General features: G+C 40.4%; 12 protein-coding genes and 1 rRNA gene. 7 read left to right on the forward strand and 6 right to left on the reverse strand.

Going from position 1 to position 16521, the window contains the following annotated elements; translation table 11 throughout:
• Positions 1–125: 125 nt before the first annotated feature.
• Positions 126–240: ribosomal RNA gene (gene rrf, locus PHAL_RS0121285) — 5S ribosomal RNA — on the forward strand.
• Positions 241–583: 343 nt separating this feature from the next.
• Here the strand turns inward: rrf and PHAL_RS0121290 are convergent.
• Together PHAL_RS0121290 and PHAL_RS0121295 are read right to left on the reverse strand one after the other, a co-directional pair.
• Positions 584–1867, reverse strand: a complete 1284-nt coding sequence (locus PHAL_RS0121290; RefSeq protein ID WP_016710459.1) for a LysM peptidoglycan-binding domain-containing protein — start codon at positions 1865–1867, stop codon at positions 584–586.
• 66 nt (positions 1868–1933) lie between these two features.
• Entirely contained in the window at positions 1934–2797 is an 864-nt protein-coding gene (locus PHAL_RS0121295) for a LytR/AlgR family response regulator transcription factor (protein WP_029216286.1), read from the reverse strand.
• 183 nt (positions 2798–2980) lie between these two features.
• Here PHAL_RS0121295 and PHAL_RS0121300 point away from each other — a divergent pair, with 183 nt between their 5' ends.
• Positions 2981–4261, forward strand: coding sequence for an acyltransferase family protein (locus PHAL_RS0121300; protein ID WP_016710461.1), 1281 nt, complete (start codon positions 2981–2983; stop codon positions 4259–4261).
• A gap of 129 nt (positions 4262–4390) precedes the next feature.
• Here the strand turns inward: PHAL_RS0121300 and PHAL_RS0121305 are convergent, their stop codons facing one another.
• Positions 4391–5707: a sensor histidine kinase gene (locus PHAL_RS0121305; RefSeq protein ID WP_016710462.1), complete on the reverse strand. Its 1317-nt coding sequence runs from the start codon at positions 5705–5707 to the stop codon at positions 4391–4393.
• 2 nt (positions 5708–5709) lie between these two features.
• Positions 5710–7128, reverse strand: coding sequence for a sigma-54-dependent transcriptional regulator (locus tag PHAL_RS0121310; RefSeq protein ID WP_016710463.1), 1419 nt, complete (start codon positions 7126–7128; stop codon positions 5710–5712).
• A gap of 223 nt (positions 7129–7351) precedes the next feature.
• Between PHAL_RS0121310 and PHAL_RS0121315 the strand changes: the two genes are divergently transcribed.
• The 5 genes from PHAL_RS0121315 (at position 7352) to PHAL_RS23995 (ending at position 14861) form a co-directional block, all read left to right on the forward strand.
• Complete coding sequence (locus PHAL_RS0121315; protein ID WP_016710464.1) at positions 7352–8605, forward strand: efflux RND transporter periplasmic adaptor subunit; 1254 nt, start codon at positions 7352–7354, stop codon at positions 8603–8605.
• Positions 8606–8616: 11 nt separating this feature from the next.
• A complete protein-coding gene (locus PHAL_RS0121320; RefSeq protein ID WP_016710465.1) occupies positions 8617–9321 on the forward strand; it encodes an ABC transporter ATP-binding protein in 705 nt (234 codons plus the stop codon).
• A 1-nt stretch (position 9322) separates the two neighbouring features.
• Positions 9323–11725 (forward strand): ABC transporter permease, encoded by a 2403-nt coding sequence (locus PHAL_RS0121325; protein WP_016710466.1) that lies wholly within the window; start codon positions 9323–9325, stop codon positions 11723–11725.
• A 102-nt stretch (positions 11726–11827) separates the two neighbouring features.
• Complete coding sequence (locus tag PHAL_RS0121330) at positions 11828–14248, forward strand: ABC transporter permease (RefSeq protein ID WP_016710467.1); 2421 nt, start codon at positions 11828–11830, stop codon at positions 14246–14248.
• Positions 14249–14414: 166 nt separating this feature from the next.
• Positions 14415–14861 (forward strand): REP-associated tyrosine transposase, encoded by a 447-nt coding sequence (locus PHAL_RS23995; RefSeq protein ID WP_016710468.1) that lies wholly within the window; start codon positions 14415–14417, stop codon positions 14859–14861.
• Positions 14862–15005: 144 nt separating this feature from the next.
• On the opposite strand, the gene PHAL_RS0121340 is transcribed toward PHAL_RS23995, so the two are convergent.
• On the reverse strand, positions 15006–15536 hold the full coding sequence (locus PHAL_RS0121340) for a sugar O-acetyltransferase (RefSeq protein WP_016710469.1): 531 nt from the start codon (positions 15534–15536) through the stop codon (positions 15006–15008).
• A gap of 12 nt (positions 15537–15548) precedes the next feature.
• Complete coding sequence (locus PHAL_RS0121345) at positions 15549–16451, reverse strand: pepsin/retropepsin-like aspartic protease family protein (protein WP_016710470.1); 903 nt, start codon at positions 16449–16451, stop codon at positions 15549–15551.
• Positions 16452–16521 lie beyond the last annotated feature (70 nt).

A 16521-nucleotide genomic window follows, 5' to 3' on the forward strand; every position in this document is an offset into this window, starting at 1 on the left:
TGAAACGAAACAGCGCCGATGATAGTGTAGCATTTGCTATGTGAAAGTAGGTCATCGCCAGGCTCCAAATTTAGTTGAAGAACTTTAACCTTAAAAATTAGAATAAGAAAATCGAAAAGAATTTTCTTGGTGACAATAGCGTTTTGGACCCACCTGACCCCATGCCGAACTCAGTAGTGAAACGAAACAGCGCCGATGATAGTGTAGCATTTGCTATGTGAAAGTAGGTCATCGCCAGGATTCAATTAAAAGAAACCCGCTTCAGAAATGAAGCGGGTTTTTGTTGTTCTAGAATAAAGTATATTAAACCGTCAGCTCTCAGCAGTACGGTGTCAACCTAAACACCGTAACGTGAGTTGAGTAATCACGCCACGGAGAAAAGAACGCGACGACCCCCTCAGAGCGTAACGTACACCTTTAAACTGCTTTCCTCTTTAACTCTCCTGCATTTTAATCTTGAAAAACTCGAAACTCGAAACTCGAAACTCGAAACTCGAAACTCGAAACTCGAAACTCGAAATCAGGGTTAATTTTAACTATTAGATAAAAACGAAAATACTATCCACAGTCCTCAGGGTTAATTTTAACTATTAGATAAAAACACTGTGAGCTTATCACCTACTTTTAAACGGTCGCCTGAAAGGCTGTTCCATTGTTTTAGTTTAGTGATGCTGACTTTATAATGGTTGGCTATTTTCCATAAGCTTTCGCCAGATTTTACCTTGTGCTCTATTTGTGTATCGGCTAACTGCGGCAGTACCAACTTTTGGCCAATACGTATGGTACTACTTTTTAAATTATTGAATGCTTTAAGCTGACTCACACTCACTTTGTAGCGTTTTGCAATAACACTCAAACTATCGCCACGTTTAACCGTGTAATGCTGCCATTGGCTGTAATCGTTGCTTTTTTGATTTGCGATCATGGTTTCAAATTGTATTTTTTCGCTGGCAGGCACGACGATATGCGGCGCATCAATAATTGCTGGGAAGCGAATAACCCCGTAGTTTAAAGACTCTAACTGTTGCCATTGAGCTTTATTATCTAAAATAACTGAGCCAGAAATGGCCACTTTGGCTATCGCATCTTTATTTGCTATTGCAGGGAACGCCATCTTTTGGTTTTTTAATAATTGCGCAGCAGCAAGTAGCTTTGGTACATATTGACTGGTTTGTTTAGGTAATTTTAAACTAAAAAAGTCAGTCGGTTTGCCTTGCTTTTTATTGTTGCTGATTGCTCTAAGTACACGGCCTTCACCTAAGTTATAGGCTGCTATAGCGTGATACCAATCGCCATCAAAGCGTTTGTATAAGTACTCCATAAAATCCAGAGCAGCGCGGGTACTGTCTATCACATCTTGGCGACCATCGTACCAAGGACTAATTTTCACCTTAAAATACTTAGCTATTGAAGGGGTTAATTGCCAAAGTCCAGATGCATGTTTGTGCGAATAGGCACTGGCATCAAAGTCGCTTTCAATCAGCGGCATTAGCGCTAATTCTATCGGTAGATCCCGCTTTTCAACCTCAGTGACTATATAGTAAAGGTAAGGCTCAGCACGGCGACTTATTTCATCCATGTAATTTGGGTGCGATAAATACCAAGCAATGCGTTGCTGCACATCTGGGTGGCTAGAGTTAGCAAATGTTAGCTGGGCTCGGATACGTTGCCAAACATCATCAAGCTCCTGAGGGCTCAAGGGGGCTATTTGTGCAAGATCTTCGTTTTGTTCACTAAAGATCGTTTTAGGGTTTGCCTTAACTTTCACTTCAGGTTTAGGTTGTGAGGCTGGTTCTTCTTGTGTAGTTTCACAACCGGTTAAAATAATAACTAAAGGCAGAATGCGGATAAATTGACTTGAAAACACGTACTACACTACTCCAAAAATATGAATGTGGCTAACCTAAAGCAGACTAGCTTAACATAGAGTGATTTATACCCAAACGGCAGATGAATTAATCTGTCCCTTAAATTGCTCTTTGTAGCGACGGGATAGGTTAAGTACTTTTCCTGTTATTAACTTTACTTCGCTATCGCCACTGGATAAAGGCGTTATTGATTCAATCGCATCGAGTCTAATAGCATGAGAGCGATGAATCCGGCAAAAGCCTTGTGGCTCTAACCGAGATATAAGATGGGTCATGGTTGCACGTAGCGGGTAAATCCGAGTGCCAATATGCAGGTTTACGTAATTGCCGCTAGACTCAAGCCAGTCAATTAGATCAGTACAGATAATAAATTCTTTACCTAGTTTTTTAACGAGTAATCGGTCGAAATTCAAGTCCTGCGGTGCGTCCTCTGCATGTGTGATTGGTGTGGCTTGACCGGTTAATTGGCCAACAACATATTGATACGTTTTAATAACCACGATTAAAAACAAAAACCCCCATAGGTCTTTACGGTATTCATAGAGTAGCTCAAACCACACTAACCCAAAGTCATACTGCATGCCTTGTACGTTATAAATGATCTTGCGAATAGCGACCATGATCCCTACATGTAGTAATGAAAAAATAACACTCGCAATGAAATAAATGAATAATGAACGTGTTATTTTTTGCCAATTAAGGGGTTGGGCTTGTAATAACCAAACTAAAGCAGGAAACAACAACAAGGTGCCAATAGCGCTGGAATATTCCCATACAAACGGCTCCCAGATCATAAATGGGAGTTCGCCATCGCGCTGAGCTTCCATAATGTTTGAGCTGGCATTAATCGTGTTGTTGATAAAAATATAACTAGATAAAAAAAATGCCGCATACCAAGTTTGGTAGCGTTGAAAGTGCGTTAAGGAGATCATTATTATTGTTACTCTTTAAAAGCCTTATTATCAGATTACCAACATAGTGAACAATCACCAAACTTATCATCCCTGTTATCCACCGTTTATCCCTACTGACTGTTTTCTCAGCCTTTTTTTATTGTAATACGCAGTGTGTTGTTCATAGTTGCTATTAATTAGTCGCAAGTTAAATCTAATATGAAACTTAAAATAGTCATTAAAAACACAGCCCGTATGCTATTACAGCCATGGCTACATGTGTTTAATAAAACCGTTGAATTGCCACTGCGTCGCTATGATTTAGATTGGCTGCGAGTACTTGCCTTTGGTCTACTAATTTTTTATCACACCGGCATGTTATACAGTGAAAACTGGGGTTTTCATTTTAAAAGCCAGTATTTATCCAGCAGCATTGAAAATATTATGCTCTTACTGTCGCCATGGCGGATGGGACTAATTTGGTTTATTTCAGGTGTGGCGCTGCGCTTTATTGTTGCGCGTTTTAACCTAGGTATGTTTTTAACTACGCGCAGTGTAAAAATATTACTGCCTTTATTGTTTGGCATTTGGTTTATTGTGCCTATCCAGCTTTATGCGAAAATGAGCCAAGAAGTTGGTTTATCCATGAGCTTTTGGCAGTTTTATAGCCAGTTTTTTGATTTAACCAATCCGTTATTTGAGCACTACCAAGCAGGTATTTGGCCACACGTTGATGTAAACCACCTGTGGTATTTACGTTCCTTATGGCAATTTACTTTATTGCTGGTGTTAGTGCTGCCGTTGCTTCATCACGCTACAGTGCAAGCAGTTATCACGCGTTTGTGTAATCGCTCGTTACTGATGATTTTCATCACCTTGTTACTGCCGCTGTGTATTTTAAAGTTGAGCTGGCCAAGTGATACATTCAGATATCCCATGGGCGCGCTGTTTTTACTATACGGTTACTTGCTTGCGTGGCAGCCTGCATTTTACAGCCAGCTACTTCGCCATTGGCGAGTGTTACTCGGTGCATTTATTGTTGGTTATTTGCTTGTGGTAGTGGGTTATCACATGATTTGGCAAAACCTTGCTGCTAGCCAATGGCAAATTACCAGCATGGATATGCTGTATACCTCGCAACGATTAGTGGGGGTGTTATTGATGCTGGGACTCGCACAACGTTTTTTGAATCACGATCACCCTAAACTGGCTTTACTAAACTCAGCCGTATTTTCGTTTTATCTTTTACATCAAAGTGTAATTATTGGTCTAGCGTTTTATTTATCGAAGCTGCAATTAGGTGGTTTTGTGGAGCCATTGCTTATACTGAGCCTCACTTTCATTATTTGTTGGCTAGTATTTATTGTTGCGCGCCGAGTCGATCTATTAAGCCCATTGCTAGGGATTAAAGTCACAGGGAAATATAAAGCATGGCAAGTTAAAGCAGGCTTTTGTTGCGGACTAATATTGGTAAGCCCGCTGATCTTTAGGTTGATTTAACTATCTGTATTACAGACTAATTGTCGCCGTAAACGACGACCTACGAGATATGCTGTGCAATTTTGTAGGTCGTGTTTTAGCGCGAAAGTGCCAATGCTAATGAGTCATCATCTTAAATGGTGCCTACACTCAACCAAACACACATCTAAAGCATGCGCCTTGTGGTTTTTGCACATAAATTAAATCACCGCCGTGGTTGAGCATAATTTGCCTTGATAGGCTCAAACCAATGCCGGAGCCTTGTTGCTTGGTGGTAAAAAATGGCACGAAGATCATATCAACCACATGTTCGCTGATGCCTGGGCCGTTGTCGCTGATTTCTATATAAAGTTGTTGGCTGGTGTTTTGTGCCAAGCTAATTTCGATCCTTGCTTGAACTGCATTCTCAGCGCTGTATTTTTGGCTACTCTTTAGTACTTCAAGTGCATTTTTTATTAAGTTTACTAATACCTGCTCTATTTGGCTGCTATCAAGCATTACTAGCTGGTGATTTTTAATCGACAGTTCAATATGGGTGTGTTGATCGTGTGCTTGTTGCTGATGTAAAGCGACTATGCGCGATAGCATATCAGCTAAATTTGCGGGCGCTAAGTTGGGCTTAGGTAAGCTACTCACTTGGCGAAAACGAGCAATAAAATCACCTAAATGTGCCGTTCTTGATGCTAACGTGCTTAGTGCAAGCTGTAAGTCTTGTTTATCTTCAAGCTCATCAAAACATAACTCTTGTGGTAGTAAATTGCTACAGGTATCAGCTAACGATGAAAGTGGCGTAATAGAGTTGGCAATTTCGTGAGTGAGCACTTTAGTTAAGCGTTTATACGCTTGTTGTTCTTTGAGCTGTAATTGGTCGTGAATTGACTGTAAGCTCACTACACGGCGAACTTTACCTTGTATTTCAGCGATACTAAGTTGAATTGATAGGGTGTCGTGCTGCTCGCCATTTTGCCAGTAGGTAGTGCTGCGGATACTATGTTCGGCGTTTAAAATTAACTCTCCAACAGCGCCTAACTCATGTAAGTGTTGAAAACTCTTCCCCAGTAATTTACTAACGGCTGGGTTTGATTCGATTACCTTACCATTGTCATCACATACCAATACGGCTAAATCAACATGGATGAGTAAAGCTTGTAAAAACTGCGCTTGTTGCTCGGCATTAAACCGTGCTGTTTGCATTTGTGTTTTTACTTGCTCAAATTGCTTAAGCATAGGGTGGTGTTGGCCAAGTCCCAAAGTGCTGTCGCCATTGGCAAGGGCGCGAATGACCATTTCAGCTTGTTTTTGTTGGCGCTTAAACAGCGTAAAAATATGCGCTATTAACGCCATGGCGACTAAAATTATTAACAATGTCGTCGCTGAAAAGCCATGTGTTTGTAATACATAGCTAAGCAACGCACTTGCACTTATAAGTGCGATAATATTAAACGAAAGCAATAAATTAGCACGCATGATTACAACCCATATTTTTCAAGGCGGCGGTACATAGCACCGCGGGTTAAACCGAGCGCTTTGGCGGCATGACTAACATTACCTTGATGGTGCTTAAGTGCTGCGCGAACTGTGCGTTGTTCAAGTATCTCTAAATCGAAAGTATCGTACTGCACCTCACTGTTTAATCGCCCAGAGCTTTGCTCTATATTGTTGGCGTTAAGTACTGCTATGTTGCCAACCACTGAGTTTATATCTAGAGTATCCCCTTCAGTTAAAATAACCGCTCGCTCTATTGCGTGGGCTAGCTCTCGGACATTGCCTGGCCATGAATACTGGCAAAGTGAAGTCATGTCATGATCGCTAATGGCTAAGCTGCGTTTATATTTTTGGCAAAAATGATTAAGGTAATAATTTGCTAAAAGCGGAATATCATCACTTCGCTCACGTAATGCTGGTAGGCGAATTTCAACGGTGTTTATTCGGTATAACAAATCTTGGCGAAAACGCCCTTCAATAACTGCTTGTTCAAGGTTATCGTTGGTGGCACAAATTAGGCGGATATCAATATCAACTGCTTTACTGCCGCCAACAGGCGTAATTTGCCTATTTTGTAGTGCAGCCAGTAATTTAGCTTGATGCTCTAGTGGTAAATTACCCAGCTCATCTAAAAATAAGCTGCCACCTTGGGCAAGTTCAAATTTACCAATTCGATCGCTTTTTGCATCGGTAAACGCGCCTTTTTTATGGCCGAATAGCTCGCTTTCAAATAAATTCTGCGCCACTGCGCCCATGTCTAAACTCATAAAGGTTTGGCTGTGCCGCTTGCTTGCTTGATGAATGGCGTGCGCGGTGAGCTCTTTACCTGTGCCGCTTTCACCGGTTATTAGTATATTGGCATCAGTTTGTGCGGCTTTTTCTATAGTGCTAAATACCTGTTGCATAGCCGCACTTTGGCCCAAAAACTCGAAGCTTGGTGTGTTTAAAGCTTGGTTTAACCCTTGCTTTTGCCGCGTTAATTGACCGACTTGCTGCTTGTCTTTGGCGTGTGAAAATGCGGCGGCGACTGCGCCAAGTAATTGCTCGTTTTGCCAAGGCTTGGCAATAAAGTCAGAGGCCCCCGCTTTAATTGCATCGACTGCCAGTTGAATATCGCCGTAGGCAGTCATTAACAAAACAACGATATTAGCGTCTTGCTCGATGATTTTTTTTAGCCAATAAAAGCCTTCTTTGCCACTGATTGAGTCTTGAGTAAAGTTCATATCAAGCAATACTATATCAATTGGTTGATCAGCTTTGCGTTGCTCGTCAATGATGCCTGCAATCTCAAATGGGTTGTCAGTGGTTTTAACACTTTGATAATGCTGCTTTAGTAATAACCGTGCAGCAATGAGGATATCCGGGTTGTCATCAACAATTAAAAGTGAGCCTGTGTGTTTCATGATTATTATTTTTATAGGGTTTTATTTAGCCTAAAACAAAAAAGGAACAGTGTCCATAAATGGACGTTCATAAAATAACAAAGTGTTCTATTAGCGGACACTATAAACATGTGAATAATTAAATGTAACTTTAACTAATTGAATTTACTAGTTAAAAAAGTTGGCACAGTGATTGTAATAACTATCGGTAATTAGTTATTAAACCTGTATCAAGGTAGCCAACATGGACAAAAAAATAGAACGCTCATTTACTCAAAAGTATTTAAAAAAATTCACCTTTGCAGCGCTGGCTTTAGGTGTTGCTGCCGCTGCATACGGTTTTACGCAAAGCAGTGATACAGGTCGTAGCCAGAATATTGATCGTAGCAGCCTTACGGTTAGCACGGTTAAACAAGGTGCCTTTAAAGATGCACTGAGCCTACGGGGTCAAGTGGTACCAAAAACCAGCATTTATCTCGATACTATTGCTGGTGGTCAAGTAGAAGAGCGCTTAGTTGAACAGGGCGAATATGTTGAAAAAGGCCAACCGCTAGTGCGTTTAAGCAATACCAACTTACAACTTGATGTAATGAGCCGTGAAGCGCAGGTAACTGAACAGCTTAATTTTTTACGCAACACGCAAATGACGATGGAAACCAGCCGTTTAAATTTACGTCGTGACTTATTAGAAATCGAGCTAAAAATAACTCATTTAACACGTCGTTTAAAACAAACAAAGCCCTTGGTTAAAAGTGGCGTATTGGCGCAAGACCAACTTGCAGAGCTAGAAGAAGATTTAAGCTATTACCAAGCCCGTAAAGAGCTCACCCTTGAGCGCCAAAAACAGGAAAACTCAATCCGTGAGGTGCAAGTGGCACAGCTTTCAGACAGCGCTAAAATGCTTGAGAAAAACCTGCAGTTTGCGCGCAGAAATCTCGACAACTTATTAATCAAAGCACCCGTTTCAGGTTACCTAAGCGAGCTTGATGTGGAAATTGGTGAATCTAAAAACAGTGGCGCGCGGTTAGGCCAAATAGATATTCCTAATGAATATAAATTAGTGGTGCGCCTTGATGAATTTTATTTAAACCAAGTGCAGCGTGACATGACCGTGATGATTGAACTTGAAAGCGGCACGGTGAATGCCAAAGTGAGCAAAATTGATAGCCGCGTACAGCAGTCACAATTTCAAATTGAAGTGGATTTACCCAGTAACACCAAAAGCATTAAGCGCGGCCAAAGTATTGATATTGAGTTAATGCTGGGAGGCGATAAAAACAATGCCTTACTGCTTAAACGTGGCGCCTTTTTTACCAATTCTGGCGGTAACTGGGTTTATGTAATTGACCCTAATGGCGACAAAGCACTGCGTCGTGATATTCGCTTAGGCAAGAAGAATCAACACTATTTTGAAGTGCTTGAAGGGCTAAACGCGGGAGATCGAGTAATTACCTCAAGCTACAGCAACTTTGATAAAGCACAGCAACTACAATTTTAAGGATAATAACAATGATTAAATTAACTAATTTAAGCCGCGTATTTCGTACTCAAGATGTTGAAACTACAGCGCTCAGTAATATCAATCTAACTGTAAATGAAGGTGATTTTCTAGCGATTATGGGGCCGTCTGGCTGCGGCAAATCAACACTACTTTCTATTTTGGGTATGTTGGACTCACCAAGCTCTGGCAGTTTTGATTTTGCGGGAACTGACATTGCAGGGTACAGCGAAAAGCAATTGTCGGAGCTTCGCAAAGCCTCTATTGGTTTTGTATTTCAAAGCTTTAATTTAATTGACGAGCTAACCGTTTATGAAAACGTAGAGCTGCCATTACAGTATCAAAAAATATCAAAAAGTGAGCGTAAGCAACGCGTTGAAGCGATTTTAAAAAGAGTAGGTATTGATCATCGCGGTGAGCATTTACCTCAGCAGTTATCAGGTGGTCAACAGCAGCGGGTAGCCGTTGCGCGTGCATTAGTGATTAACCCTAAACTTATTTTAGCCGATGAGCCAACTGGTAACCTCGACTCTAAAAACGGTGATGAAGTGATGGCCATGCTACGCGAATTGAATAAAGAAGGCACCACGGTAATTATGGTGACTCACTCAGAAAAAGAAGGTGCCTATGCTGACCGCCTAGTACGCCTACTAGATGGCCAAGTGATGCTTGATAAGGCGAATGTTGTACAGCAAAGTGCTGTTGAGGTTGCTTAACATGTTTATTAATTATTTAGTAACCGCCTTACGGGCATTCAAACAGCAAAAACAGCACTTTTTACTCAATATAATTGGCTTGAGTGTTGGCTTAGCTGCGGCAATTTTAGTGGCTATGTTTGCCTTTAATGAAGCCTCGTATGACGAGCAACAACCTCATGCGGATCGTGTGTATCGTATCTATCAATATTTTCCGTCACTGGGTATGGGAGCACCAGTGGTCAATAAAGATGTGATCGCGTCTTTTAAAGACATGACTGAAATTGAAGACATTATGTCACTTGAAATGGTCCCGCCTGGATCTGAATTTGTGCGTGATGGCGTTGGCTTTAAATTAGAAAATGTACTCGCGGCGAGTAGTAATGTGGCTGATTTCATCAATATCGATATTGTAGCTGGGGAACTGGCAACAGTACTTGCAACGCCTAATATGATTGCACTCAATGAGCAGTATGCAATACGGATTTTTGGTAGCACAGCGATTATTGGTGAAACTTTAATTCAGGGCAAGAAGCGTTGGCAAGTTGGTGCGGTATTTGCTGATCTGCCAGATAATACTCACTTTTTCTTTCAAGCGTTAATTAAAGAGACTCCTGCAAATAATTACTATCAGAACAATAATGGTTATTCTTACATTCGTGTTGCGCCAGGTACTAAGGTAAATAAATTGGCTAGCACTCTTGAGCAGCGTTATACAGAGGTTGCTTATAATGACTCAGAATATGATTCCACACAATTGGCTCTGCACCCATTAACATCTTTACATTTAACGGCAAGCTCTAGTTATGAAATGAAAATGAATGGTTCACTTTCAACGCTGCGTATTTGTATTGGTTTAAGTATTTTGTTGGTGCTGCTAGCGGCTTTTAATTTTATCAATATGAGTATTGCGCAATCTGCAAAGCGCGCAAAAGAAGTGGGGGTGCGTAAGGCGCTTGGTGCGAGCAAATCACAAATTGTTAGCCAGTTTTTAGTTGAATCACTGCTTATTACCATTATTGCAGCACTGATAGCGTGCATGCTGGTTGAGTTACTTACACCGACTTTTAATCAATTAGTTGACCGTCAGCTAGCGCTTAATTACAGCTCAGCTTTAGGGGTAGCAATAGCCTTTGTTGTCTTGTTGGTAGGTTTACTAGCTGGGATTTATCCAGCGATGTTTATGTCGGCTTTTAGTGCTAAGCGGGTGCTCAGTGGCGATATGCAACGGGGACGAACAGCCATTGTCGTTAGAAAAAGCTTATTGGTTTTACAGGCTGCATTATCGGTTGGGTTGATTATTTCGGCACTGCTATTGCAACAGCAACTAGCGCATTTACAGTCGCTGCCAATTGGATTTGCTAAGGAAGGTAAGTTGATTGTCAGTGATATCGATGCGGGAGATATATTCTACAACCAAAACAATGTGCTGTTAGATCGCATTAACGCTATTAATGGTGTGAAGCAAGCTAGTGTTATAGACATTTCTTTAACGGGTAACTATAACTCATACCGTATGTTTACTGCAGATAATGGTCAGTTTAGTAATCAAACATTACCATTTGTTGGCGCCGGTACAAATATAGTAAGTGCATTGGATTTATCACTAATTGCAGGGCGTGATTTTAGTAAAAAAATGGCAGCTGATTGGTTTAATAAAGTCAGTGATACTCAAGCTACTGCGTCTGCAATATTGACTGAATCTTTAGCTAAGCAGGCGGGTTATGCTACACCCGAAGATGCGATAGGTAGTGTTTGGCACACAGACACGGGCTTTGGTCAGCAACTAACAGTCAACGTTGTTGGTGTGGTTAAAGATATTAAAGTGGGCAGTGTCAAAGATGCGCAACCAGCGACTATTTTTATTTGTGGCTATACCAGCAGCTGGATGGGAAGAATTGTTATTAATTTAGATTTAGCACAGCTCCCCCATGTTAAAACGCAACTTGCTACTATTTTGGCCGAAACGCTTGATATTTATGACCCAAAAATAGAAATGATGGCGGACAACTACCGTGCACTTTATCGTAATGATGAACGTGCCACTGAGTTTGTCACTTTATTCTCCGGCTTAGCTGTATTTTTAGCGTGTGTTGGCACATTTGGTTTAGCATCATTTTCGGTATTACGCCGCCAAAAAGAAGTGGCGGTACGTAAAGTGCTTGGCGCATCACGCATAAGCATTATGAACCTACTGGCAAAAGAATTTTTAATTTTAGTACTGGGAAGTGTAGCCATAGCATACCCGCTAACCTATTGGCTGGTGGGTGATTGGCTTGCCAATTTTAACGAGCGTGTTGATCAAGCGCTGTGGGTTTATTTGGTTGCTGCTTTGAGTGTTGCTGCAATCACTTGGCTCACCGTTGCAAGCCTTGCGTTTAAAGCCGCCAGTACAAGACCATCGCTGACGTTACGGTATGAGTAATTCTGCTTTATTGCTATAACATTCGTGGCGGAAATTAATTTTTATTCCGCAAATCTATTACTTTAATCAGTGAAAACATTATTAATTCACAAGGAATAAAAAGTGCTCGTAAACTATTTTAAAACGGCGATTGGTGCCGCTAAACGTCAACCGTTAATCTACAGTCTCAATCTATTTAGTTTAAGTGTGGGTTTAGTCGCTGTTTTTTTTATGGCGTTATACATTAATTATGAGTTTAGTTATGACCAGCAATGGCAAGATAGCGAGCATGTTTATCGAGTTGAACTACATAATAACCAACAAGGTACTCACTCAGCCTTTGTTAACGCATTGCTGGCTAAAAGCTTTGAGAGTATTAGTAATATTGAATCGGTACAAAAGTTAGCGCCAATGGATTATTGGTTTTGGTTTGAGCAGCAGGTCTCTATTAATAATAAGTCGTTTAAATTAACTAAAACGATAGCCGCAACACAGAATATTACCGATATATTTTCATTCACTATGCTTCACGGAGAATTATCTACAGCATTAAGAAAGCCAAACAGTATTGTTTTATCAAAATCGGAAGCTATCCGTTTATTTGGTGAAAGTAATGTTGTGGGTAAGCGCTTACAACGTGATGCGGATACTTTAATAGTAACTGCTGTTTTTGCCGATTTAGCGCAGAATACGCATCTCGATTTTCGCTCTATAGTGCCGCTATCTGAACGATACCTTGGTTATATTCGAGAATATCATGACGATAGTTTTGTGTATGTAAAGCTCAATGCAAGTGCACAAATTAACGTCATAGAGCAGGCGTTATCGCAGCTTATGAATCAGCGTAAATTAGCAAAAGAGCCTCAGCTAACCGTTAAGCTTAATCATATTAGTAATATACATTTGCAAGGTGCAGGAACCGAAGAAATGAAAGCAGGTGGCGCGATAGAGTCGGTATTGATTTGTATTGCGGTGTGCGTGGTGTTGTTATTAGTTTTAGCTATTAATTTTATTAATATGAGTGCTGCAGCACTAAGTAAGCGCGGTCGAGAAATAGGGATTAAAAAGGCGCTTGGTGTTACTTGGGGGCAATTGCTTGGTCAATTTTCGGTAGAGTCATTTTTGTTGGTAGCTTTCACTATATTATTGAGTGTAGGCGTATGTGAGCAATTGCTTCCTTGGTTTAGTGATCTTGTTGGACGTCCTTTGAGTATCAGTCAGGCTTGGTGGCAAATCGCTATCATCGCATTTTTTACTTTGTTTTTTGGGATGTTGCTCACAGCATATTCGGTATTTATTGTTGCGAAAAAGCCAATAACCTACTTATTAAGCGGCAGTATGAGCAGTGGTAGAAAAGCATCAAAATTCAAATCAACCTTGATCATATTGCAAACAAGCTGCGCGATTGTACTTATTATTGGTGCAGTTAACCTTAATAAGCAGCTTGATTTTTTACAAAATTTACCTGTTGGTTATGATAGTCAAAATCGCTTGTATATTCCTAATATAGATAGATCCGCCTTTGAGCCACAGAGTTCATTACTCGCTAGAATAAATACGTTACCTGATGTTGATAGTGCCACTTTTGTTGATAGTGATTTAACGAAAGAAATGCCTATTTCTATGCCTATTAGTTGGGTTAATAAGCGAAATAATGAAGCATCAGTGCATTTTTCTGGTGTGGGTTATCAAGCTGCACAAGTATTAGGTTTATCGCTAATAGCGGGGCGTGACTTTTCTGCTGAATTTGGTGGCGATTGGTATCATAAAGTTACCAAGGTTGAGGCTGATAAAAGTTACGCCGCCAGTGTTATTGTTACCCGTAGTTTAGTGGCTCAAATGGGAATAGAAAGCGCTGAGTTGGCTATTGGTCATTCTTTCACGAGTGTTGATTCAGGTAGATTAAACACTTTTACTATTATTGGCGTGGTGAATAACGTAAAAATAGGAAATGTTCGACAAAGCACTAAGCCTTTATTTTTTGCGTGTGGTTTGTCATGGATGGGCAAGGTTGCTATTCAAACACGGTTAAAACCAGCAGCCAGTTATGCTGTTAAAGCCGAAATAAATCAGTTAATAACCAAAAAATTAGCTATGGCCGAGCTAGCAATTGAAAATTTGGCTGATAATTACGGCGCTATTTATCAGCAAGAGCAGTTTTTAGGGCGAGTTATTAACCTATTTACAGGGCTATCGATATTACTAAGTTGTATAGGCGTTTTTGCATTAGCGGCTTATGGCGTAAGGTCACGGCAAAAAGAAACCTCAATACGAAAAGTATTAGGGGCTTCGCGCTTAGGTTTAATTAATTTATTCGCACGTGAATATTTATATTTAGTGTTAGTTAGTACTGTTGTAGCCTTACCGATAGCTTACCTCTTTGTTACCGATTGGCTTGCCAATTTTAACGAGCGTGTTGATCAGTCGCTGTGGGTTTATTTAATAGCAGCCCTTAGTGTTGCTGCGATTACTTGGCTCACGGTTGCAAGCCTCGCGTTTAAAGCCGCCAGTACAAGGCCGTCGCTTATCTTACGTGATGAATAGATAAGTCATTATATAAAATTAGTTACAATTTTCTAACTAAGGCCTTTCGTTTACCGAGAGGCCTTTTATATTATAGTCGCCATGAATGACGGACCTACCGTAGGACGTGCTTTAGCGCGTAAATAGGCTATATTTTATTTCTGCTTTAGGAAAAGGAATTTATCAAATGAGCTGGAGTAACTTAAAGAAAGGGCGTGTATCAATTCAATCAGGCGAATACTTCATTACATTTACATGCCACCGCAGAGAAGGGATATTTAGTAATTTCGATCATGCTAATATCTTTTGTAGATGCATTGCGAGTAATGAGCTCAAGTATCAATGCCGTTGGTTAACTTGGGTTTTAATGCCTGATCATTTCCATGGTTTGTTGCAGCTTAAAAACAGTGAATTAGGGGTTGTAGTGGGTCACTTGAAAGGCGCATCAGCTCGGGAAGTTAATAAAGTACGAGATTTAAATCAGCCTGTATGGCAAAGAGCTTATTATGATCATGCGCTGCGAGAAGAAGAAAATAGAGTTGAAATAGCAAGGTACATTGCTGCAAATCCTTTGAGGCGCAAGTTGGTCACTAGAATTGGTGATTATCCGTATTGGAATTCAGTTTATTTGTAAATTTAATATCGCAGGGAGTTGTCGCCGTAAACGACGACCTACAGGATGTGTTTGAGATTATGTAGGACGTGCTTTAGCGCGTAAAGTGTAACTTGGGTTTTTTGTGTTCTTGTCGCCATGAATGACGACCTACAAAATATACGATCAAACCTCTTTAATTTTCACTGCGGGATTACCAGCAACCACGGTGTTTTTAGCAATATCTTTGGTCACTACTGACCCTGCGCCCACGACAGCATTATCACCAATGGCAACCCCCGCTAACACTATAACCCCCGCGCCAATCCACACGTTATTGCCGATAGTTATTGGCGCTGCAAAGTTTTCTTTTTGTAGTCTTTGCTTAGGCTCAATTGCATGAGAAACGGCCAATAGCTGAACGTTTGGGCCAATTAAACAATCGTCGCCAATGCTTATTGCACCCTCATTAATTGGTGCATCTAACACAGTGCAGTTAATGTTTATAAAAGTACGATCACCAATTTGCATTTGCGAGCCATAATCACAATGAAAGCCAGCTTCAATGATCACGCCTTCACCACATATTGCAAACAAACTCTTAATACGTTTTAAGTTGCCTTTACTCGGGCTTTTTGAAAATAACCGGCAAGTCTCATGAGCTGTTTTGCGCAGCTCTAAATATGATTTATCAAGGTTGTTGAATTTAGTATTCATTATTACCCTTTATTATTTTTCGTCAGGCAAGCCAATATGGGCGTGGCCATTTTTGTAATCAATAGTTATCAAAAAATGCTTTAGTACATCATAACCTATCAATCCTTGAACCTTACGTCCTTTAATACGTGACCCTGTCGCTTCGTATTGGCTTTCTAGATACGCTTTTTGTCCTTCAGCAGGTATACTGACTAAAACATTTTCAAGCTCAAAAGGGCCAAATTTTAAAGTCGGTATTCGAAAACTTTCTGTTGTTGCTATTGAGTTTGCTCCCATGCTAATGCCTGATGTGATATCTAAATTATCCAACCAACCCATTTGCCGAGCTACTTTACGCTCAATGGCTAGACCGCCGTTATTCCCAGTATCAAGTAGCAACCAGACAGATTGACCATCTTGCAAGCCAACTTCGACTATGGGCATGCCGGACCCTTTCTGCGTTTGCATTTTAATATTTTCAAGGTCGCGTAACTTAATAGAATCATGGGTTATTAAACGCATTTTTTGGTTTGGGTAATCAAGCTGCATTACAAACTGATTAAAAAAGCCTGCGCCAAATAGTAGTGAGGTAGTGTGAAATCCCAAATTAACTTCGGTTAAATTATCAAGTTCAGTATTAATGCCAAAAAAGCTAGTTGGTACGTTATTGTAGGATTTCTTATCTTCAATACCATAAATCCCCTTAACCCTGACTTTTTTACCTTTATCAAAACTTAATTGGTGTTTATTGATAAAGCGCGGGTTAATAGCATTGAGTTGCGCACCTGTGTCTAATAGTGCGTAGCCATCTATACCTGCCACAATAACGGGTATTTTTACATGACCACTTTCGAGCGTAAAATCAATCCACTGCGTTGCGCCGGCAATACTATTTACACTGTAGAACAGCATGCTTAATAAAAGTAGCAATTTCATTTTAGTCCTTTAAATTATTGTTATTTATACTAATGAGTGTATATAAGTTACACCCTTAAATCGAGAGTAG

Origin of the sequence: Pseudoalteromonas haloplanktis ATCC 14393, from assembly GCF_000238355.1 — a bacterium.
Taxonomy (GTDB): domain Bacteria; phylum Pseudomonadota; class Gammaproteobacteria; order Enterobacterales; family Alteromonadaceae; genus Pseudoalteromonas; species Pseudoalteromonas haloplanktis.

Coding starts and splice junctions, on each gene's coding strand:
- PHAL_RS0121305 (WP_016710462.1), bottom strand. CDS start 5,707: ATGCGTGCTAATTTATTGCTTTCGTTTAATATTATCGCACTTATAAGT.
- PHAL_RS0121300 (WP_016710461.1), top strand. CDS start 2,981: ATGAAACTTAAAATAGTCATTAAAAACACAGCCCGTATGCTATTACAG.
- PHAL_RS0121320 (WP_016710465.1), top strand. CDS start 8,617: ATGATTAAATTAACTAATTTAAGCCGCGTATTTCGTACTCAAGATGTT.
- PHAL_RS0121340 (WP_016710469.1), bottom strand. CDS start 15,536: ATGAATACTAAATTCAACAACCTTGATAAATCATATTTAGAGCTGCGC.
- PHAL_RS0121325 (WP_016710466.1), top strand. CDS start 9,323: ATGTTTATTAATTATTTAGTAACCGCCTTACGGGCATTCAAACAGCAA.
- PHAL_RS23995 (WP_016710468.1), top strand. CDS start 14,415: ATGAGCTGGAGTAACTTAAAGAAAGGGCGTGTATCAATTCAATCAGGC.
- PHAL_RS0121345 (WP_016710470.1), bottom strand. CDS start 16,451: ATGAAATTGCTACTTTTATTAAGCATGCTGTTCTACAGTGTAAATAGT.
- PHAL_RS0121315 (WP_016710464.1), top strand. CDS start 7,352: ATGGACAAAAAAATAGAACGCTCATTTACTCAAAAGTATTTAAAAAAA.
- PHAL_RS0121310 (WP_016710463.1), bottom strand. CDS start 7,128: ATGAAACACACAGGCTCACTTTTAATTGTTGATGACAACCCGGATATC.